The organism is Micromonospora fluostatini (assembly GCF_050410825.1).
GTDB classification, from domain to species: Bacteria; Actinomycetota; Actinomycetes; order Mycobacteriales; family Micromonosporaceae; genus Micromonospora; species Micromonospora rosaria.
The window spans coordinates 5,288,545-5,308,856 of record NZ_CP191251.1; the positions used below are offsets into that span (position 1 = coordinate 5,288,545).

The 20,312-nt window shown below is 74.3% G+C and carries 18 protein-coding genes; 8 read left to right on the forward strand and 10 right to left on the reverse strand.

The genetic code is table 11. The features are described 5' to 3' along the window. The first annotated feature begins 69 nt into the window (after window positions 1-69). Complete coding sequence (locus ACQUFX_RS23340) at window positions 70-1,734, forward strand: MFS transporter (protein ID WP_428962439.1); 1,665 nt, start codon at window positions 70-72, stop codon at window positions 1,732-1,734. A 74-nt stretch (window positions 1,735-1,808) separates the two neighbouring features. Continuing rightward, window positions 1,809-2,468 (forward strand): futalosine hydrolase, encoded by a 660-nt coding sequence (locus ACQUFX_RS23345; RefSeq protein ID WP_428962440.1) that lies wholly within the window; start codon window positions 1,809-1,811, stop codon window positions 2,466-2,468. On the opposite strand, the gene ACQUFX_RS23350 is transcribed toward ACQUFX_RS23345, so the two are convergent. Continuing rightward, window positions 2,425-3,291 carry a GNAT family N-acetyltransferase gene (locus ACQUFX_RS23350; RefSeq protein ID WP_428962441.1) on the reverse strand — a complete coding sequence of 289 codons (867 nt, stop codon included), beginning with the start codon at window positions 3,289-3,291 and terminating at the stop codon, window positions 2,425-2,427. The genes ACQUFX_RS23345 and ACQUFX_RS23350 overlap by 44 nt on opposite strands. Before the next feature lie 625 nt (window positions 3,292-3,916). Here ACQUFX_RS23350 and ACQUFX_RS23355 point away from each other — a divergent pair. Then, the gene (locus tag ACQUFX_RS23355) at window positions 3,917-4,753 is read left to right on the forward strand and encodes a 1,4-dihydroxy-6-naphthoate synthase (protein ID WP_428962442.1); all 837 of its coding nucleotides are present in this window, start codon (window positions 3,917-3,919) and stop codon (window positions 4,751-4,753) included. Here ACQUFX_RS23355 and ACQUFX_RS23360 read toward each other — a convergent pair. Both ACQUFX_RS23360 and ACQUFX_RS23365 read right to left on the reverse strand, forming a co-directional pair. Continuing rightward, window positions 4,714-5,100, reverse strand: coding sequence for a cold-shock protein (locus ACQUFX_RS23360; RefSeq protein WP_067364303.1), 387 nt, complete (start codon window positions 5,098-5,100; stop codon window positions 4,714-4,716). The two genes, ACQUFX_RS23355 and ACQUFX_RS23360, sit on opposite strands and share 40 nt — an antisense overlap. A gap of 28 nt (window positions 5,101-5,128) precedes the next feature. Beyond that, window positions 5,129-5,752 (reverse strand): HAD family hydrolase, encoded by a 624-nt coding sequence (locus ACQUFX_RS23365; protein ID WP_428962443.1) that lies wholly within the window; start codon window positions 5,750-5,752, stop codon window positions 5,129-5,131. A gap of 84 nt (window positions 5,753-5,836) precedes the next feature. On the opposite strand from ACQUFX_RS23365, the gene ACQUFX_RS23370 reads away from it, so the two are divergent. Continuing rightward, window positions 5,837-8,317, forward strand: coding sequence for a helicase-associated domain-containing protein (locus tag ACQUFX_RS23370; protein WP_428962444.1), 2,481 nt, complete (start codon window positions 5,837-5,839; stop codon window positions 8,315-8,317). Window positions 8,318-8,346: 29 nt separating this feature from the next. Here the strand turns inward: ACQUFX_RS23370 and ACQUFX_RS23375 are convergent, their stop codons facing one another. Continuing rightward, window positions 8,347-8,583: a hypothetical protein gene (locus ACQUFX_RS23375; RefSeq protein ID WP_428962445.1), complete on the reverse strand. Its 237-nt coding sequence runs from the start codon at window positions 8,581-8,583 to the stop codon at window positions 8,347-8,349. Window positions 8,584-8,976: 393 nt separating this feature from the next. Here ACQUFX_RS23375 and ACQUFX_RS23380 point away from each other — a divergent pair, with 393 nt between their 5' ends. Next, the gene (locus ACQUFX_RS23380) at window positions 8,977-10,656 is read left to right on the forward strand and encodes a DNA repair helicase XPB (protein WP_428962446.1); all 1,680 of its coding nucleotides are present in this window, start codon (window positions 8,977-8,979) and stop codon (window positions 10,654-10,656) included. Window positions 10,657-10,776: 120 nt separating this feature from the next. Beyond that, window positions 10,777-13,086, forward strand: coding sequence for an esterase-like activity of phytase family protein (locus ACQUFX_RS23385; RefSeq protein ID WP_428962447.1), 2,310 nt, complete (start codon window positions 10,777-10,779; stop codon window positions 13,084-13,086). A 133-nt stretch (window positions 13,087-13,219) separates the two neighbouring features. Here the strand turns inward: ACQUFX_RS23385 and ACQUFX_RS23390 are convergent, their stop codons facing one another. The 6 genes from ACQUFX_RS23390 to ACQUFX_RS23415 form a co-directional block, all read right to left on the reverse strand. Continuing rightward, on the reverse strand, window positions 13,220-13,975 hold the full coding sequence (locus tag ACQUFX_RS23390; protein ID WP_428962448.1) for a TIGR03089 family protein: 756 nt from the start codon (window positions 13,973-13,975) through the stop codon (window positions 13,220-13,222). Between the two features lie 57 nt (window positions 13,976-14,032). Further along, window positions 14,033-14,572 (reverse strand): hypothetical protein, encoded by a 540-nt coding sequence (locus ACQUFX_RS23395; protein WP_428962449.1) that lies wholly within the window; start codon window positions 14,570-14,572, stop codon window positions 14,033-14,035. An 88-nt stretch (window positions 14,573-14,660) separates the two neighbouring features. Next, window positions 14,661-16,898 (reverse strand): hypothetical protein, encoded by a 2,238-nt coding sequence (locus tag ACQUFX_RS23400; protein WP_428962450.1) that lies wholly within the window; start codon window positions 16,896-16,898, stop codon window positions 14,661-14,663. A gap of 321 nt (window positions 16,899-17,219) precedes the next feature. After that, entirely contained in the window at window positions 17,220-17,927 is a 708-nt protein-coding gene (locus ACQUFX_RS23405; protein ID WP_428962451.1) for an RraA family protein, read from the reverse strand. Window positions 17,928-17,946: 19 nt separating this feature from the next. Continuing rightward, window positions 17,947-18,777, reverse strand: coding sequence for a bifunctional helix-turn-helix transcriptional regulator/GNAT family N-acetyltransferase (locus ACQUFX_RS23410; protein WP_428962452.1), 831 nt, complete (start codon window positions 18,775-18,777; stop codon window positions 17,947-17,949). 295 nt (window positions 18,778-19,072) lie between these two features. After that, window positions 19,073-19,273, reverse strand: a complete 201-nt coding sequence (locus ACQUFX_RS23415) for a GntR family transcriptional regulator (RefSeq protein ID WP_428962453.1) — start codon at window positions 19,271-19,273, stop codon at window positions 19,073-19,075. Window positions 19,274-19,639: 366 nt separating this feature from the next. On the opposite strand from ACQUFX_RS23415, the gene ACQUFX_RS23420 reads away from it, so the two are divergent. Together ACQUFX_RS23420 and ACQUFX_RS23425 are read left to right on the forward strand one after the other, a co-directional pair. After that, the gene (locus tag ACQUFX_RS23420; protein WP_428962454.1) at window positions 19,640-19,960 is read left to right on the forward strand and encodes a DivIVA domain-containing protein; all 321 of its coding nucleotides are present in this window, start codon (window positions 19,640-19,642) and stop codon (window positions 19,958-19,960) included. Beyond that, on the forward strand, window positions 19,957-20,250 hold the full coding sequence (locus ACQUFX_RS23425; protein WP_428962455.1) for a hypothetical protein: 294 nt from the start codon (window positions 19,957-19,959) through the stop codon (window positions 20,248-20,250). The genes ACQUFX_RS23420 and ACQUFX_RS23425 overlap by 4 nt, the downstream gene beginning before the upstream one ends. Window positions 20,251-20,312: the final 62 nt, after the last annotated feature.

The following is a 20,312-nucleotide window of genomic DNA, read 5'->3' on the forward strand; positions in this document are numbered from 1 at the left end:
GGGACTCCCCGGCAACGTTCTTGCGACGGTGGTGCGCACTCGGGGGGCGGATGGGCGAGGATGGTGCACATGCCGCTGTTCTCCCGCTCCGAGCGGTCCGTACTCGGGCGGACCGTCGGCACCGGCATCCGCGCCACCCGGCTGCTGTTCCGGGGCTCGGTCAGCTCCGGACGCTGGGTCACCCGGCAGGCCGGGCAGGCCCGCACGCGGGGCGCCGGGGGCGAGACCGGGATGGTCCGCCTGTTCGACCTGCACGCCGTCTCCTGCGCCGGGGACACCCTGATCGCGATCGGCCTGGCCGGCACGATCTTCTTCAACGTCCCGCTGGGCGAGGCCCGCAGCAAGGTCGCGCTCTACCTGCTGGTGACGATGGTGCCGTTCGCCATGCTGGCGCCCGTGGTCGGCCCCCTGCTCGACCACTTCCGGCACGGCCGACGGTACGCGCTGGCCGTCACCATGCTGGGGCGGGCCTTCCTGGCCTGGTTGATCTCCGACTACATCCACGGGTTCGGTCTCTACCCGGCGGCGTTCGGGGTCCTCGCGCTCTCCCGCGCCTACGGGGTGGCCCGGTCGGCGGCGGTGCCCCGGCTGCTGCCCGAGGGGCTCGGGCTCTCCCAGGTCGGCGCCCGCGCCAGCGTCTACGGCACGATCGCCGGCGCGCTGGTGGCCCCGATCGGGCTGGCCGCGTTCTGGTTCGGCCCGCAGTGGCCGCTCCGGGTCGCCTCGGTGATCTTCCTGGTCGGCATGGTCATCGCGTTGCGGCTGCCCCCGAAGGCGGACTCCGAGCCACCGGAACGGGTCCCCCGCCCGCTGCGGGCGCTGCGCAGCGACCGGGACCGGCCGCTGGGCCGGGGACGGCCGGCGGGCCGGCTGGTGATCGCCACCCTCGCCGGAGCCGCGACGCTGCGCGCGCTCTACGGCTTCCTGCTGCTCTTCCTGGCGTTCGCGCTCAAAAAGGGTGACCTGGACACCAGCGTCCTCGGCCGGGACCTAAGTCCGGAGGTCGCGCTCGGCCTGGTCGGTGGGGCGCTCGCCACCGGCACCTTCCTCGCCACCGCGATCGGGACCCGGCTGCGCATCCACCGGCCCGCCGCGATCCAGTCCAGCGGCATCATCGTCGTGGCCGGGGTGGCGATCCTCGCCACGCTGAGCTTCTCGCTCGCCATGGTCGCCCTGCTCTGCCTGGTCACCGCCATGATGAGCGGCATCGCCAAGCTCGCCGTGGACGCGTCGATCCAGGAACGCATCCCGGAGCGGCTCCGGGCGAGTTCGTTCGCCCACTCGGAGACCGCGCTGATGCTCGCCTTCGTCGCCGGTGGCGGGCTCGGCCTCGTACCCTTCGACGGCCGGACCGGAATCGCGGTGGTCGCCGCCGTCGGCGTGCTCGCCGCCGCCCGGGGCGTGGTGGTGGCCCGCCGGCTCCGCGCCGAACGGCTGCTCGGCCGTCCCCTGGCCGACGACGAACTCACCGCCGCCACCGAGACCGGCGGGACCGCCGCCACCGACGACACCGCCGGCGAGGGCACCGCCAGCGAGGGCACCGGCAGCGGCGGGGACACCGACGATCCCACCCCCACGTCACCCGCTCCGGCCGGCAGCCGGAGCGAGCCGGTGGACGACGACGCCCCGCTCGCCCCACCCGGCTACCACATCTACCGCCCGTCCTCCGCCGTCGGCGGCTCCGGCGGCGCCGACGACGGCAACCGCCGCGAGGCCCCGGGCCCGCTGGCGTGAGAGGGCCATCCCCCGCGAAGGCGGGTGCCACCGTGGCGGGAGCCGGTGCCGCCCTGGCGGGAGCCGGTGCTCACGTGACGGCCGGACTGCTCGTGGTGACGGCGGTTCCGGTGGAGGCGGAGGCCGTCCGGGCGGGCCTGACCGACCCGACGGTGACGGTCGCGCCGGTCGGCGTCGGCCCGGCCGCCGCCGGCGCCGCCACCGCCCGGCTCCTCGCGCTCGCCGAGGCCGCCGGCCGCCCCTACCGGGCGGTGATCAGTGCGGGAGTGGCCGGCGGCTTCACCGGCCGGGTGGCCGTCGGTGCCACCGTCCTCGGTGACCGCAGCATCGCGGCCGACCTGGGCGCCGAGTCGCCGGAGGGGTTCCTCCCGGTCGACGAGCTGGGCATGCCACCGGAGGTGCTCGGCGGCGGCAGCGACCTCCCCGCCGACCCGGCGCTCCTGGCCGGCCTGCGGGCCCGGCTACCCCGGGCGGCCGTCGGCCCGGTGCTGACGGTCAGCACGGTGACCGGCACCGCCGCCAGCACCGCGACGCTGACCGCCCGGCACCCGACCGCCGTGGCCGAGGCCATGGAGGGGTACGGCGTCGCCGTCGCCGCCGCCCACGCCGGTCTCCCCTTCGCCGAACTCCGCACCATCTCCAACCCGATCGGCCCGCGCGACCGGTCGGCGTGGCGGATGCGGGAGGCGCTCACCGCGCTGACGGCTGCCGGGGCGGCGCTGGGGGCGTCCTGAGCCGCATCTCCGCCGGCCGGCCCGCCTCGATCCGGAACCCGCAGGCGAGCAGGAGATCGATCCCGTTCCCGACCGCCAGCGCGTACGCGCCGCCGACGCCCCGGCGGACCATCTCGTCGGCCAGCGCCGTGACCAGACGCCGCCCGATCCCGAGCCTCCGGTGCTCCGCCACGACCAGACATCCGTCGAGCACCAACTCCCGCTCCGCCTCGGCACCGGAGCCGACGTCGAGGTAGGGGCTCCGCTCGTGCGCCCGCAACTCGCCGAGCAGCGTGCCGTCCGGAAGCTCTGCGACGAAACGCCAGGACGTGTCGGGCAAACCACCCCCGGTGACCCGACGCACCACCACCTCGCGGCGGACCTGCTCCGCCCGACGGCGCGCGTCCCGGTAACCCCGGTTTCGCTCGTACGTCGCCGCGGGCAGCCTCAACGGCCACCGCTTCGGGGGCAGGTTGTACCAGTGCGCCCACCACGCGCCGGGCCAGTCCTTCGGCTCCCGCACCGGCCAGACGTCCAGGTGCGCCGGATACCGGCGACCGGCCTCGTCCCGCAGTTCCTCGTGCGGCACCCGAGGCAGCGCCGGCGGACCGCCGGCTTCCCCGCGCTCACCGGGCAGGTCGATGGTCAGTTCCCCACCGACGGCCCGTACCAACCGTTCCACGGTGCGCAACCGGGGATCGGCGCCCTGTCCCGCCTCCAGCCGGGCGATGGTGCTCTTCGGCACCCCCGACCGCGCCGCCAGTTCCCGCTGGCTCAGGTCGGCCCGCCGGCGCAACGCGCGCAGGGCGGCACCGACATCCAACGCGCTCGTCGCCCCTATCACCCGTCGATGGTGCTGCCCCGGCCACCCGCCACGCCACCCCACACCGACAGCCTGTGGAAAACCTGTGGATAACCCGCTCCACCGCACGACGATGTCCTTGTGGGCATCCTTTCGAGCTGCCCCGTCTAGAGGACCGCCGGACCAACCGACGCCACCGACCACCAGGCGCGCCCCCGCCCAACCGACGGCCACCCGACCAGCCGGCGTCCTGACCACCAGACGCCCCGACCAACGGACGTTCCGGCCATCAGAAGCCCCGACCACCAGACGCCCGACCACCAGAGGCCCCGGCCAACCGACGCCCCGACCACCGACGCCCCGACCCACCGGACGCCCCGACCCACGGACGTCCCGACCACCAGACGCCCGGCCACCAGAGGCCACGACCAACGCACGTCCCGACCACCAGGTGCCCCGACCCACCGACGGCCCCCGGCGAGCCAGGCCACCCGACAATCCGCGAGCCTGGCTGCCCCGTCGTTAGGGGCAGTTCGAAAGGATGTCGGAACTACATGCCCGCCTTCCCCTTCCCCCGGTCCGGCGTCGGGCAGCCGCCGACAGCGGGGGGCGGGGGGCCGGGGGGTGGAGAGCGGGGCGTGAGCCTGGCGGGAGTTACCGTGGGGGCGTGGCGCTCTCCCTGGCGATCTCGCCCTGCCCCAACGACACGTTCGTCTTCCACGCGCTGGTGCACGGGCGGGTGCCCGGGGCGCCGCCGGTCGAGGTGACCTACGCGGACGTGGACGTGACCAACACGGCTGCCGAGCGGGGGGCGTTCGACCTGGTCAAGGTGAGTTACGCCGCGCTGCCCTGGCTGCTCGACGACTACCATCTGCTGCCCTGCGGCGGGGCGCTCGGGCGGGGCTGCGGGCCGTTGGTGCTCACCCGGGGCGACCGCCCGAGCACCGACCTCAGCGGGGCGACCGTCGCGGTGCCGGGTGACCGGACCACGGCGTACCTGCTGTTCCGGCTCTGGTCGGCGGAGCGGCCACCGGCGCGGATCGAGGTGGTGCCGTTCCACGAGATCATGCCGGGGGTGGCCGCCGGCCGGTACGACGCCGGGCTGGTGATCCACGAGGCGCGGTTCACGTACCCCCGGCACGGCCTGACCGCCCTGGTGGACCTGGGCGAGTGGTGGGAGGCCGACACCGGCCTCCCGATCCCGCTCGGCGCGATCCTGGCCCGGCGCGGCCGGGTCGACCCGGAGGCCGCCGCCGGGTGGATCCGCGAATCCGTCCGGCAGGCGTGGGCCGACCCGGCCGCCAGCCGTGGGTACGTCCTGACGCACGCCCAGGAGATGGAGCCGGACGTGGTGGACCGGCACATCGGCCTGTACGTCAACGAGTTCACCGCGGACCTGGGCGAGGCCGGACACGCCGCCGTGGCGGCGCTGCTGGATCGCGCCGCCGACGCCGGGCTGGTGCCTCAGACCTCCAGTTCGCGGGCCACCGCGTGGACGAGCTGAGCGATCTTCTGCGCCGTCTTGCGATCCGGGAACCGGCCCCGGCGCAGGTCCGGCTGGACCTTCGCCTCCAGCACCTTGATCATGTCCTCGACCAGGCCGTGCAGCTCCTCGGCCGGGCGGCGACGCAGCTCGGCCACCGACGGCGGGGCGTCGAGCAGCTTGACCCCCATCGCCTGGACGCCCCGACGGCTGTCCACCACGCTGAAGTCGACCCGCTGCCCGCCCTTGAGGTCGGTGACGCCCGCCGGCAGCGCAACCTTGGGCAGGAAGACGTCGCCACCTTCGTCACTGGTGACAAACCCGTATCCCTTGGTCGCGTCGTACCACTTCACTCGACCCGTCGGCACCTTCAGATCCCCTGCTTCGCTCGAACGACTACTCCTGCAAGGCTAGCCGGAGCACGTCTGCCAGCGCCGCCGGGAATCCGGTGAGATCATCCAGCACCAGTTCCGCCCCGGCGGCCCGCAACTCCTCCGCCGAGCAGGGCCCGGTGGCGACCGCGAGCCCCGGCACCCCGGCCGTCCGGGCGGCCACCATGTCGGCGACGTGGTCGCCCACGTAGTGGGTCGCCCCGTGGGTGCGTAGCGCGGTCGCCTTCTGCTCGGCGAACAGGTCACCGTCCACCTCGTCGACGGCCAGGCCGAGGTGGTCCAGGTGCAGCCGGGCGAGGCTGCCCATCTTCGCGGTGACCACCAGCACCCGGCCACCCTGGGCGTGCACCGCCTCGATCGCCGCGACCGCGCCGGGCATCGGCACGGTCGGCGTGATCGCGTACGCCGGGTACAGCTCCCGGTAGGCCAGCGCGGCGGCCTCCACCTGCTCGGCCGGGAACCAGTGGGCCAGTTCGGTACGCAGCGGGGGACCCAGGCGGGACACCACGGCGTCGACGTCGACGTACACGCCGGTACGGGCGCTCAACGCCCGGAACGTGGCGGCGATGCCGGGGCGCGAGTCGACCAGGGTCATGTCGAGGTCGAAGCCGACCGTCAGAAGGGGCATGCCGCGACGGTACCTCCCGGCACCGGTCCTCCCCGGATGTCCGAGGGGCGCGGGGGCCCTCCGGCGGGCTAGCGTGGAACGACGATGACCACCTCACTCGCGGACCACCTGCGGTCGCTGCCCGACGACTCCCTCGCCGCGCTCCTCCAGCAGCGGCCGGACCTGGTCGTACCGGTCCCGGCCGACCTCGGCGCGCTCGCCACCCGGGCCCGGTCGCGGGTGTCGGTGGCGCGTGCCCTCGACGGGCTGGACCAGTTCACCCTCCAGATCCTCGACGCCGCCCGACTGACCCGGCACCCCGACGAGGGCACCACCACCGTCGAGGCGGTGCTCGCCACGGCCACCGCCGGGCCGAACCCGCCCGCCCCCGACGCCGTCCGCGCCACGCTGCGCCGGCTGCGCGACCTGTTCCTGCTGTACGGCCCGGAGGGCGGCCTGCGGGTGGTCGAGTCGGTCGACGAGGTGTCGCCGTACCCGGCGGGTCTCGGCCGACCCGCGTCGGAGCTGGACCCGGCGACGGCGGCGCTCTGCGCGGACCCGGCGAAGCTGCGCCGGACGGTGCTGGCCGCGCCGGCCTCGGCGCGGGCGATCCTGGACCGGCTGGCCGCCGGACCGCCGGTGGGCAGCGTCCCGCCGGGCGCGTTGCAGGCCCCGGCGACCGGCACGGAGGGCAGCGTCCCGCCGGACCCCACCAACGGCGGCGCGCCCACCGGCTCCCCGGTGCGCTGGCTGGTCGACAACCGGCTGCTGGTGCTGGTCTCCGGCGGTCGGGCCGGCGCGACCGGCACCGTGGAGCTGCCCCGGGAGGTGGGGCTGCTGCTGCGGCGGGACACCGGCCCGCTCGGCCCGCTGCGGACCGCCCCGCCGCCGGTCGCCACCGCGCCGCGCGAGCCGAAGGCCGTCGACTCCGCCGGAGCCGGGCAGGCCATGGAGGTGGTCCGGCACACCGAGGCGCTGCTGGAGCAGCTCTCCGTCGAGCCGGTACCGCTGCTGCGCTCGGGTGGCCTGGGCGTCCGCGAGCTGCGCCGGCTGGCCCGCGCCGTCGGGCTGGACGAGCCGACCACCGCCCTGCTGCTGGAGGTGGCGTACGCGGCGGCGCTCCTCGGCGAGCTGGACCTGCCCGGGGCCACCGCCGGCCGGTACGGGGCCGACCAGCAGGTGCTGCCCACCGCCGGGTACGAGGTGTGGCGCACCGGCTCCCTGGCCCAGCGCTGGGAGCAGCTCGCCCGGGGCTGGCTGGCGATGTCCCGGCAGGCCGGGCTGGTCGGCCAGCGCGACGACCGGGACCGCCCGATCACGGTGCTCTCCGCCGAGGCGGAACGGGCCGGCGCGCCGGCCGCCCGGCGGGCCGTCCTCGGGGTGCTCGCCGACCTGACGCCGGCGACCGCCCCCACCGTCGACGAGGTGCTGGCGCTGCTGGAGTGGCACGCGCCCCGGCGCAGCCGGGGCCGGGAGGCCGCGCACCGGCAGGTGCTCACCGAGGCGGCCACGCTGGGCGTGACCGGGCTGGGGGCGCTCACCTCGTACGGCCGGCTGCTGCTGGCCGAGGTCACCGCCGCCGACGAGCGGGGTCAGGAGGACCCGTTGGGGCTGCTCGCCGAGGGGGCGGGCGGGGAGCCGTCGACCGCCGTGCGGGCGCTGGACGCGCTGCTGCCCGCCCCGGTGGACCACTTCCTCGTCCAGGCCGACCTGACCGTGGTGGTCCCCGGGCCGCCCGAGCCGGCGCTCGCCGGGGAGTTGGAGGCGGTCGCCGAGCCCGAGTCGGCCGGCGGGGCCAGCGTGCACCGGGTCACCACGGCGAGCGTCCGGCGGGCGCTGGACGCCGGGTACTCCGGTGACGACCTGCACGCCCTCTTCGCCCGCCGGTCCCGGACCCCGGTGCCGCAGGGGTTGACGTACCTGATCGACGACGTGGCCCGCCGGCACGGCGGACTGCGGGCCGGCTCGGCCGGCGGGTACCTGCGCAGCGACGACGAGGCGCTGCTGGCCGAGGTGCTCGCCGACCGCCGCCTGGAGTCACTGGCGCTGCGCCGGCTCGCCCCGACCGTGCTGGTCACCCCGTACCAGAGCAAGCTGCTGCTGACCACGCTGCGCGACGCCGGGTACGCACCGGTGCCGGAGGACGCCAGCGGCGCGGCGGTGTTGGCCCGGCCGAAGACCCGGCGCGCGCCGACCCGGGTGCCGGCGTCCCGGGCGGTGGACCCGCTGGCCACCCCGCGCCTGGCCATGCCCCGCCTGCTCGGTGTGGTGGAGCAGATCCGGCGCGGGGAGGCGGCGGCGCGGGCGGCCCGGCGGGCCCCCGCCTCGGTCCGCACCGCCGTCGGGGCGCGGACCGGACCGGTGCCGGTGCACAGCCACGCCGACGCGATCGCCGTGCTGCAACAGGCGGTCCGGGACAAGGCGCGGGTCTGGGTGGGGTACGTCGACGCACACGGGGCGACCGCGTCCCGGCTGGTCCGGCCGGTGTCGATCGGCGCCGGCTACCTGCGGGCGGAGGACGAGCGCACGGAGATGCTGCACACCTTCGCCCTGCACCGGATCACCGCCGCCGTGCGGGAGAAGTAGCGGCCCACGCCCCGGGCGGGACGACCGGGTCAGCGGCGGCTGCGCCGGTAGCTGCCGATGATGGTCACCGCCACCAGCAGGGCGGAACCGGCGCCGGCGGCCTCCCCGACCGACGCGACGAAGCCCTGTTGGAGCACCAGCCACCCGAAGAGGAACCAGCCGAACAGGACGACCGCGGCGCAGCCGTACGCGACCACGGTGGCGGTGGACACCTCGTCGGTGACGCGCCGGTCCTTGCCGGGGATCGCCTCGCGGTCGACCGTCATCGTCCCTGCCCTCCCCCGTCCGTCCGGCATCGACCCTTCCAGAGTGTCACCGGTGGGGCCGAAGTGACAGGGCAGGACGCGCGACGTGTCGGGACCCGGTCCGTCGACAGGTCGACCGGGGCGTGCCGTTCGCCCCCGTTGCCGTCGCGTGGCACCGGCCGGACCGGCGACCCCTGTCCCCCGGCCGGGCCGGTGCCGCGCGCGCGAACGTGCACGCCCCGGCCCGACCTGCCGCCCCGGCCAGCGACGCCGGGCGTCCTGGACCGCGGCCTTCGTCTTTCTAGACGCCTGCGGGACCACGCAGGTTGCCCCGCACGCGCGGTTTTCCCGGCCTCCCCCGGATCCGTGCAACACTGGTGGGTCGGCCTGAAGACCTGGCGAAAGGACCCCGGGGTGAGCGGTGGACCACTGATCGTGCAGTCGGACAAGACCCTGCTGCTGGAGATCGACCACCCCGACGCCCAGGCCTGCCGGATGGCGATCGCCCCCTTCGCGGAGCTGGAGCGCTCCCCCGAGCACGTGCACACGTACCGGCTGACCCCGCTGGGGCTGTGGAACGCCCGCGCCGCCGGGCACGACGCCGAGGGCGTGGTCGACGCCCTGATCACGTACTCCCGCTACCCGGTGCCGCACGCGCTGCTGGTCGACGTGGCGGAGACCATGGACCGGTACGGCCGGCTCCAGGTCGCCAACGACCCGGTGCACGGCCTCGTCCTGCGCGGCCTGGACCGGCTGGTGCTGATCGAGGTCGCCAAGAGCAAGAAGCTCGCCGGGATGCTCGGCGCGAAGATCGACGACGACACCATCGCGGTGCACCCGTCCGAGCGGGGGCGGCTCAAGCAGGCGCTGCTCAAGCTCGGCTGGCCGGCGGAGGACCTGGCCGGGTACGTCGACGGCGAGGCGCACCCGATCGAGCTGGCCGAGGCCGGCAAGGACGGCGGGAAGCCGTGGACCCTGCGGTCGTACCAGCGGGAGGCGGTGGAGGCGTTCTGGGCCGGCGGGTCGGGCGTGGTGGTGCTGCCGTGCGGCGCGGGCAAGACGCTGGTCGGGGCGGCGGCGATGGCCGAGGCGAAGGCGACCACGCTGATCCTGGTCACCAACACGGTCGCCGGCCGGCAGTGGAAGCGGGAGCTGATCGCGCGCACCTCGCTGACCGAGGACGAGATCGGCGAGTACTCGGGCGAGCGTAAGGAGATCCGCCCGGTGACCATCGCCACGTACCAGGTGCTCACCTCGCGCCGCAAGGGCGCCTTCACCCACCTGGACCTCTTCGGGGCCCGTGACTGGGGGCTGGTCGTCTACGACGAGGTGCACCTGCTCCCCGCGCCGATCTTCCGGTTCACCGCGGACCTGCAGGCCCGCCGCCGGCTCGGCCTGACCGCCACCCTGGTCCGGGAGGACGGCCGGGAGGGCGACGTGTTCAGCCTGATCGGCCCGAAGCGGTACGACGCGCCGTGGAAGGACATCGAGGCGCAGGGCTGGATCGCCCCGGCCGAGTGCACCGAGGTCCGGGTCACCCTGACCGACGCGGAGCGGCTGGCGTACGCGACGGCGGAGGCCGAGGAGCGGTACCGGATGGCGGCGACCGCCCGCACCAAACTCCCGGTGGTCCGCGCCCTGGTGCGGCGGCACGCCGACGACCAGGTGCTGGTGATCGGCGGCTACATCGACCAGCTCCACCAGCTCGGCGAGTACCTGGACGCCCCGATCGTGCAGGGCTCCACCACCAACAAGGAACGGGAACGGCTCTTCGACGCGTTCCGGGCCGGCGAGATCCGTACCCTGGTCATCTCGAAGGTGGGCAACTTCTCCATCGACCTGCCGGAGGCGGCGGTGGCGATCCAGGTCTCGGGGACCTTCGGTTCCCGGCAGGAGGAGGCGCAGCGTCTCGGCCGGGTGCTGCGCCCGAAGGCGGACCGCCGGCAGGCGCACTTCTACACGGTGGTCTCCCGGGACACCATCGACACCGAGTACGCCGCCCACCGGCAGCGCTTCCTCGCCGAGCAGGGGTACGCGTACACGATCGTCGACGCCGACGACGTCCTCGGCCCCTCCCTACCCACCGTCGACTGAACCTCCCGGCGGGCATCGCCGGTGCCGGCCGGGCGTCTTCGCCAACTGTTCACCGCCGCGACAGCCGGTGCTCGACCGTGCGTGTCAGCCTCCGTCCGAATCCGAACAGACGGAGGATCAGTGACAGCGAAACGATCGTTCCCCGCGATGGCGGTGGCCGGCGCCACGGTCGCCGCCCTCGCCGTCACGGGCACGGCCCAGGCCGGCACCGGCTCCGTGCCCCCGGGGCCGGCGAAGTTCTTCGACCGCACCGCCACCTACCCGGTCTTCGAGAACCGCCCCGCCGGTGAGGACCCGGCCACCGAGACGGTGGCCGAGATCTCGGCGGTCAGCGGCGACGGCCGTACCCTGGTCTACACCGACGCGGCGGCCCGCCGGATCGGCTTCCTCGACATCTCCCGGGCCGAGCGACCGCGCGGGCTCGGCACCCTCTCCCTGGCCGGGCTCGGCGACGCCGAGGACGAGCCCACCTCGGTCGCCGTGGTCGGCCGGCACGTCCTGGTCGTGGTGAACACCAGCGCGAGCTACACCGAGCCGTCCGGCCGGGTCGACGTGATCGACCTCGACACCCGGGAGCGGGTCCGCAGCCTCGACCTGGGCGGCCAGCCCGACTCGATCGCGGTCAGCGCGAACAAGCGGTACGCGGCGATCGCCATTGAGAACGAGCGGGACGAGGAGGCCACCCCGCCCGGCGGCGAGGAGGGCGACCTGCCCCAGGCCCCGGCCGGGTTCGTGCAGATCCTGGACCTGCCGGCCGGTGACCCGGCCGGGTGGGGGCTGCGGACCGTACCGCTGACCGCCGCCGACGGCAGCGCCCTGCCCGTGCTGGCCGCCGCCGGGATCACCGAGCCCACCGACCCGGAGCCGGAGTACGTCTCGATCAACCGGGGCAACCAGCTCGCGGTGACCCTCCAGGAGAACAACGGCATCGTCCTGGTGGACCTGCCCAGTGGCCGGATCACCGGGGCGTTCTCCGCCGGCACCGCCTCGGTGGACCGGATCGACACGGTCGAGGACGGGATCATCGACCTGACCGGCAGCATCACCGACGTGCCCCGGGAGCCGGACGCGGTGGCCTGGCTGGACAACCGGTACCTGGCGACCGCGAACGAGGGCGACTGGCGGGGCGGCACCCGGGGCTGGACGATCTTCGACAGCCGGACCGGTGAGGTGACCTGGGACGCCGGCAACAGCTTCGAGTGGCTGGCGGTCCGGCACGGCCTGCACAACGAGGACCGCTCGGAGAACAAGGGCACCGAGCCGGAAGGGCTCTCCGTCGCCGAGTACGGCGCGACCCGGTACGCCTTCGTCGGCTCGGAGCGGAGCAACTTCGTCGCCGTCTACGACGTGACCCGGCCGACCCGCCCGGTGTTCCGGCAGGTGCTGCCCACCACGAACGGGCCGGAGGGGCTGCTGCCGATCCCGTCGCGGGGCCTGCTCGCCATCTCCAGCGAGACCGACGAGGCGGCGGTGGGCGTACGCGCCTCGGTGTCGCTGTTCCGGCTCGGCGAGGACACTCCCGCCTTCCCGAGCCTCGTCTCCGCCCCGGACGCCACCGGCGCGCCGATCGGCTGGGGTGCCCTCGGTGCCCTCTCCGCCGTCCCGAAGCGCCCCCACCTGCTGTACAGCGTGACCGACGCGGCGTACGCCACCACCAGCATCGTCACCATCAACACCCGGCAGAGCCCGGCGGTGGTCAACGACGTGCTGCCGGTCCGCGACGAGCGGGGCGAGCCGGTCGGGTACGACGCGGAGGGGATCTTCGCCCGCCCGCAGGGCGGCTTCTGGCTGGCCGTCGAGGGGGCCACCGGCCCGGAGAACAAGCTGGTCCGGCTGGACGCCGACGGGGTGACCCGGCAGGTCGTCCCGCTCCCCGCCGACGTGGCCGCCGGGCTGGGCCGGCAGGGCTTCGAGGGGGTCACCGCCACCATGGAGCGCGGCCGGGAGATCGTCTGGGCGGTGCTCCAGCGCGAGGTCGCCACCGACCCGGCCGGCGTGGTCCGGATCGGCCGGTACGACGTGACCGCCGGGACGTGGAGCTGGTTCGGCTACCGGCTCGCCCGCACCGACGTACCCGGTGACTGGATCGGGCTGTCCGAGGTGACCGTGGTCGGCGACCGGCTCGCCGTCATCGAGCGGGACAAGCTGAACGGTCCGGCCGCCCGGGTCAAGCGGATCTACACGGTGGAGCTGCCCACCGGCCCGGCCACCCCCGGCCGGCTGCGGGTCCTGCCGAAGCAGCTCGCCGTGAACGTGCTGCCGGCGCTGCGCGCCACCAACGGCTGGACGCAGGAGAAACTGGAGGGGCTGGCCGTGGCCGGCAACGGCCAGGTGTACGCGGTCACCGACAACGACGGCGTCCAGGATGCCACCGGCGAGACGGTGCTGCTCCGCCTCGGCCCCGCCGGCACGGTCTTCGGGCCGCGCTGACCCGACCGTTCGCTGAACGGCCCGTCGGGCCTGACCCGTCGACGATCCGGCCGGCCCGGTGCGCTCCGCACCGGGCCGGCCGTCCTCGTTCAACGGACCCGGCTGACCTTGCTCGGCGGCGACCAGCGGCCGGTCAGAGGACCCGGGTGACCTGCTCGGCGGCGACCAGCGCGTCCCGGCGGGCCGGGTCGATGTCCGCGCAGAGCACCACCGACGCCCCCGCGAACAGCGGGGTCAGCAGCCACTTCACCGGATGCTCGTGCTCGGCGGCGTCGACCAGCAACCGGTCACCGGCCCGCAGGTCGAACTGGTCGGCCAGGGCATGCGCGAGCCGCCCCCACTCGCCGTAGCTGGTGCCGTCCGGGCTGGCCGGGTCGTCCGGGTGGATGGCGTGGTGCGCGGGCGGGGCGTCGGTGTGCCGGCGCACCTCGGCGGACCAGTCGAGCCAGCCCACCGGCACCTCGGACAGCGGCTGCGGCCCGGTGCCGACCAGGTACCGGTGCACCCCGTCGGGGACGTCCTCCAGCCAGTCGTCGAGGCGTTCCGGCGTGACGAAGACCGCGTCGTACGGCCGGTCGCCGCCCGGCTCCAGCACCGACAGGCCGGCGGTGGCCCGGGGGTGGAACGACACCGCCATTCCCACCGACCAGGCCCCGAGCAGCACCGCGGCGGTACGCCAGTGCGGCGGCAACAGCACCGCCACCCGGCTGCCCGGGGTCAGCCCGCACCCGTCCCGCAGCAGCCCGGCCGTCCGGGCCGCCCAGCCGCCCAGGTCGGCGGCGGTCAGGTCGACCCGTTCCCCGGTCCGGTCGTCGAGGTAGGTCAGCAGCGGCCGGTCGAGCCCGTCGACCGGACCGGCGGCGGTGAGCATGGGCGGTGCGGCGTTCATCCGGTACGTCCTCCCGACGGGCACCCAGGGTGCGGCCACGGTCACGGCCGGATCAGCCTACGCCGGGGCGTCGAGCGGATCGCGTGCGCCGAGCGGATCGCGCGACCCGGTGTCCAGCGCCTCGGCGAGGTTGCCGATCCCGGCGCGGATCATCGTCCCGTACCCGTCGTCCGGCAGGGCGTCGACCGTCTCCCGGGCCAGGTCCAGGTGCCGGCGGGCCGGCCCGACCTCGCCGAGCCGGCGGTACCCGTCGGCGAGGTTCAGGTGCAGCGACGGCAGCAGGCCCCGGACCTGCCACGATCCGTGGAAGCGTCGGGCCCGCTCGTCGGTCAGGTCGGTGACGGCGGCGAGGGCCCTCCGGTCCCAGGCCAGTTCCGCCGCCACGCTCTCCTGAAGGTCGGCCAGGTAGTGCGCGATGGTGCAGCGGTGCAGGGCGTCGCCGTCCGGGCCGACCCGGGTCCAGAGCGCGTCGAGCGCGTCGCGGGCCGCCGCCCGGTGGCCGGAGGTGCCGAGTTCGACGGCTTGGCGGACCGCCGTCATCGTCTCGTCGGACTCGTCGTGGGTAGCTGCTTCGTCCTGACTGGCTGCGCTGGTCATGTGGTCAGGGTGGCCCCTCGACCAGGACGAGGGTCAAGCCACCGGCGGGCGGTGACCTGACCCTCGTCCCGAGTCGCGGAGCGGGGCGCTAGTTGCGGAACCTGAAGTACGCCCACGCGCTGTTGGTGGGCTCGCTCGCGGTGTTGCCGCCGAACTTGGCCAGGATCCGGTAGTTGACGCCGACCTTCCGCTTCCCGGTCCAGGTGTACGTGCCCTGGCTGGACGAGTTCAGCTTGTGGCAGCCACTGGTCGTCACCGTGCGCCACGCGCCGGACCGGTACTCCTGCACCGTGTGGTACATGCAGGCGCTCTTGGCCGACGGCGAGACCCAACTCTTCGCCACCGGGTTGCCCTTGTAGTGGAAGATCCGGTAGTTGCCCGACTTCGTGTAGGAGGGGGAGACCAGGGCGACGTCCACCTTCGCCGGGGTCTTCACCACGGTGGTCACCGTGACGGGCGCGTGCCGGTGGTCCCCGGTGAAGGTCGCGGTGTACGTGGTCCGCTTGTGGATCAGGTCGGTGGCCGTCAGGTTGCCCGACGAGTTCACCGTGCCGCACTTGAGAGTCCTCCGCCCCTCGCCGTGGGACTGGGCGTACAGGCAGACCTGCCGGTTGGTGTACGTCTTGCCCAGGTTCGCGGTCACGGTGACCGTCGGCGCCCAGTTCTTCGGGTCCGCCTTGGTGGTCAGCTTCAGCGTGGTCGGGTCGTGCGTGACCCGCACGCCGGCCGACTTGCTGCTTCCCGTGGTCAGGCTGTCCCCGGCGTACGTCGCGGTGTAGGTGACGGTGCCTCCGACCGGCGGGGCGTCGGTGAACGAGAACGCCCCGGTGCTGGTGGAGGCGGTGACCGCAGGCAGCGTCCGGGTACCGGACGCGTCCTTGCGCGTCACCTGGACCGTCCACGGCGGCGGTACGGGCGCACCGGTGATCGTCAGCTTCCCGCTGACGGTGAGCTTCGCGGCGCGCTTGACCGTGCTCGGGGCGGTGAGCGTGAGCGCCGACGTGGCACCGGTCACCCAGAGCCGGGCGGACGTGCTGGCCGGGGCGAGGGTCTCACTGCCCGGGTAGGTGACGGTGTAGACGTTCTCGCCGGGGCGGGTCGGCCAGTCGTTCACCGTGAACCGACCGTTGGCGTCGGCGAGGACGTCGGGCAGGCCCCAGGTGCCCACGGCGTCCTTCCGCTTGACCTGTAGCCGCTGCGGCGTGAGTGGGTCGAGGTACTGCCGCGACAGCGATCCGGTGAGCTGCACCGTTCGCCCCTCGACAGTGGACGGGGCGTGCAGGGAGAGCCAGGTCGCGCCCCGGGTGTACTCCGACAGCACGTGCAGCGTCGGGTTCCGTCCGTACTGATCGGTCAGGACGGCGTGCAGCGTGGTGGTGCCGCCGCCGGCCGCGACGCCGGCCCGGATCACCCGGGCGGTTCGCGGGAACTCGTAGGTGCGGATGCCCCTGCCGTCAGCCCGCACGACGTGGACCCTCGGGTCGGTCTCGAGGACACTGTTGGCCCCGAGGATCACGTAGGCGCCGTCCGGGGAGGTCGTCACGCTGACCGGAGTGTCGCCGCCGTAGTAGCGGCGCACCGGGGACAGGTCCGCCGTCGAGTACGCCGGATGGTAGTCGGCGGGGTTGAGCAGGCCGTCGTCGTTGCGGATCGCGGAGCAGGCCAGGACGAACTGTCCGCCGTCGGGCGACAGCGAGGCGTCCTCCAGGCCGAGGCACTCCCGCCACGACTCGTCGGACCCGAGCCGTCGCGGGGTCTCCCACGAGACGTCCAGCAGCGTCACCTGGGTGGGCGCGAGGCTGGACCGTGGGCCGGTCCGGTCCACCGCCAGCAGCAGATAATCGCTGGACGTGCTGCCGCGCAGCACCGGCGGCGCGGTGTACTCCCCGCCGAGGGGCAGGCCCAGGCTCACGGTTCCGCCCGAGGGGCCCACCGCGAGCGAGCCCAGCCCGAACCCGGGAGCGGCGCAGCCGTACCCGAAGTAGATCTTCCCGAGCGCCCAGGCGAGCCGGGTCGGGCAGGTGTTCGCGCCGGTCGGGTACCGCCGCGTCTCGGTCAACGTCTTGGTGTCGAAGACGGCGACGGCGTCGGCGTCGGCCAGCGCGACGTAGAGCGTGGCACCGTCCGGGCTCAGCAGCAGCCCGCTGGCCCCCGGCAGCCCGCCGATGGTCCGCTGGTAGCCACCGGACAGGTCACTGACCCGCACCCCGGAGCGGCCCCGCCCGAGACTGAAGTACAGCCGGCGGTTCGTCGAGTCGACGACCATCTCGTCGACGGTCTCGACCCCGAGCCCGACCTGGCCCGCCGGCACCGGTGGCACGACCACCGGCGGCACCGCCGCCGCGGAGCCCGGCGACACAACGAACAGTGCGGCACCGAGTACCGCGATCATGAGGCGTGCGATCGGCTTCCGCCGCACGTCCCACCTCCCCACCCGTGCGATGGACGACCGGCATGAGCGCCGATCCTGGGGAAGCCTAGGGCTACCGGTGACCCGCACGGGGACCGGAGTGGATCACCGTTACCCGCTCGTGTTGCGTCATCCTCCACGTGCGACCCGATGCCTGGGCCCGACCACGATCAGTGTGCGTCTTCCGACGCGACACGCCGGTGAAGGCGTCGGAGAACGCGCGACGCTCGGCGGCTGTCACTCCTCGATCGCGCCGCCGACCGCGCGCAGGTGCTCCCGGAAGGTCAACGCGGGCCGGTCCCGCCGCGCGGCGAGGTAGTCGGCGAACCGTACCTGCGCGCGCAGGGTGTCCCCCGCACGGATCCGGTCCGCCTGCCGGCGCTCGGTGTCCCGGATCGACTCAGCCACGCTTAGCACCTCGTCGGCCCGGTCCGACGGCAGGAACAGCACCCCGTCGTCGTCGCCGAGCACCAGGTCGGCCCGGCCCACCGGCCAACCGCCGACCGTGGCGGTGTCGAGGGCGTCCGCCGGGCGGGGGTCGAGCCGCTGCGGACCGGCCGGGGTCGCGCCGAGACTGAACAGCGGCAGCCCGATCGCCCGCACGTCGGCGGTGTCCCGGTGCAGCCCCCACACGACCAACCCGGCCAGCCCCGCCCCCTGCGCCTCCAGCACCACCAGGTCACCCACGCAGGCCTCGTCGAGTCGGCCACCGTTGTCGACCACCAGCACGTCGCCCGGCTCCGCCGACTGGTACGCCTCCAGGAAGATGTCCACGCTGCCGACGTGCCGGGCGGGCAGCACCCGGCCGGCCAGCCGGTCACCCGGTTCGACGGCCCGCAGCGCGGCGGGCGCGCAGCGCAGCGGCACCCCGGCCCGCAGGCAGCCGTCCGCCACGTGCGCGGTGGTCAGCCCGGAAAATCGGGTACGAAGCTCGTGATTGTCCATCGGTGGCGGGCCCCTTCCGTCAGGCGATCGTCTTGGCGAACCACAGTTGGGCGTACGGGTCCTCGTTGAACGGCGCGACCTCCTGGTAGCCGGCCGACCGGTACAGCCGCGCCGCCTCGGGCAGCGCCGTGTTGGAGTCCAGCCGCAGCAGGTTCGCCCCGTGCTCGACGGCGGTGCTCTCCAACTCGGCCACCAGCCGCCGTCCCAGGCCCAGCCCGCGCATCGACGCGGCGACCCACACCCGCTTGATCTCCGCCACCCCCTCCCCCCGGAACACGAGCCCACCGCAGCCGACCGGCTCGCCGTGCAGCCGCGCGACCAGCAGCAGACCGGCCGGCGGTGAGAGGTGCGCGGGGTGCGCGGTGCCCAGGTCGAAGCCGCCCGGGAACCGCCGGTCCAGCTCGGCCGCGTACGCCCGCAGGCAGTGCCGGGCGTCGGCGTGCGCCGGATCCGTGGCGGTCACCTCCACCAGGGAGGCAACGAAGAGCCGTTCCACCTCGGCCATCGCCACGACCAGCCGGTCCCGCTGCCCGTCGTCGAGCGGGCGCAGAATCGAGGCGGCCAGCTCGTCGGAGCGTACGTCCAGCTCGGCGCGCTCGACGGCCCCGGCCGGGGTGAGCCGGATCCGGCGTACCCGGGCGTCGGTCCCGTCGGCCTCGACCACGACGAGGCCGTCGGTCTCCAGGGCGCGCAGCAGTCGGCTGAGGTACCCGGAGTCCAGGTCGAGCCGGGCCCGCAGGGCGCGCACCTCGATCCCCTCCGGGCCGATCTCCCACAGCACCCGGCTCTGCCCCAGCGACCGCTCCCGCGCCAGGTAGGCGTCGTTGAGGACGCCGATGCGCTGGGTCACCGTCCGATTGAACCGTCGGACCCGCCCGACCAGACCTGAATCCATTCCCTGACCTTAGTCAGATAATACGAAGCACGGAAGCCCCGCAAGCTCCCCGCGCACCCGGAGAGGAGTACTAGCGTCAGGGACACCCGGACCAGACCCGACGCCTCATGTCTCCGAGAAGCCCAGCGACAACAGCCCTCCGCGCCTGTCGAGCTGACTCGTTGACGACATCAGTTTCGACAGACTCGGAGGCTTTGACCGCCGGGGTCGACGACGAGAGGGCGACGACGGGCTGATCGCGAATCCCGCCCTAGTGCTCGGCGACGAAGACGCCTCGGCCGGGGCGCCCCACCAGAACGCCTTGCTTGCGCAGGGTGGCCCAGGCGCGGTTGATGGTCGACGGGGAGACGTCGTACCTGGCCGCAAGCACGCGCGCCGACGGAAGCTGAGTGCCCGGTGGCCACTCGCCTGTCTCGATGCAGTCCATCAGTTCGGCGAGTAGCTCGTCCATGGTGGGTGGGATAGGCACGGCAGCAGGCCCCTTGCGAGTCGGTTGGCCCCGCCAGTATCAATCAGCACTGGAGACATAGGCAAAGGCCATGGCCATCCCGATAGAGATGACAAAGGTTGTTATGAAGCAACCTTGACAGAGGTGGTGAGCGCCCGTACGGTCGCTTTCAGTGATGGGGTGCCTGCGGTCGGTTGGCGCTTTCCGTGGTGGTGGCCCGTCACGTCGGCACTACTCCCCCGCCCGGGGCGGCCGGACCATCCCCCGGCCCGGCCGCCCCGGGGTCCCGAGACGCGCCCTGCCGCCGTACCGCCGATCGAGGCTGCGTCGGCAGGTCCACCCCCACCGACCATGGAAGGCGGCACCGAGATGCGACTCCTGCGCCGACTCCTACCCGTACCCGATCCGGAGGTGCCGGACCGGCGCGGACCCGCCGGCCGGCACCGGGCGGCGACCCACCGGGTGCCGCTGCGGCCGTGGCAGGTCCGGCACCGGTGGTTCACGGTACGGCGGCGTGGGCTCGACCCGGCCGAGGTGCACGAGTTCCTGGACCGGGTGGCCGACGAGTTGAGCGTGGCGCAGGTCGCGGTGGCGGCGCTGCGGGAGGAGAACGCCCGGATCAAGGCGACGCTGCGGCGCTGGCAGTCCGCCCAGGCCGCCGGCCACTACGAGTTGGCGGGCGGGCGGTGAGTGGCCGGAACGGCGGCCGGTGGGTCATCCACCTGCCGATCGGCGTACCCGATCTGCTCCGGGCCCGGGTCTTCGCGCGGACCGCCACCCGGCTGCTGCTCCAGCTCAGCCGCACCGTGGACGTCGGCGAGGTAACCGTGTCCCGCGAGGACGAGCAGGGCGTACACCATCGGGTGTTCTGCGACCGGCTGCTGGCCGGCGGCGGCCGGTGCGCCCTGCCCACCGAGCACCGCGCGCCCTGCACCGCCCGCCGCAACCAGCGCCCCTACCGCGACGGTCGCGCCTGGTAGATGCGCGGCAGGGATCGACCGAAGACATCGACCTTGGTACGCCTGCCGTCGACCTCCGGCCG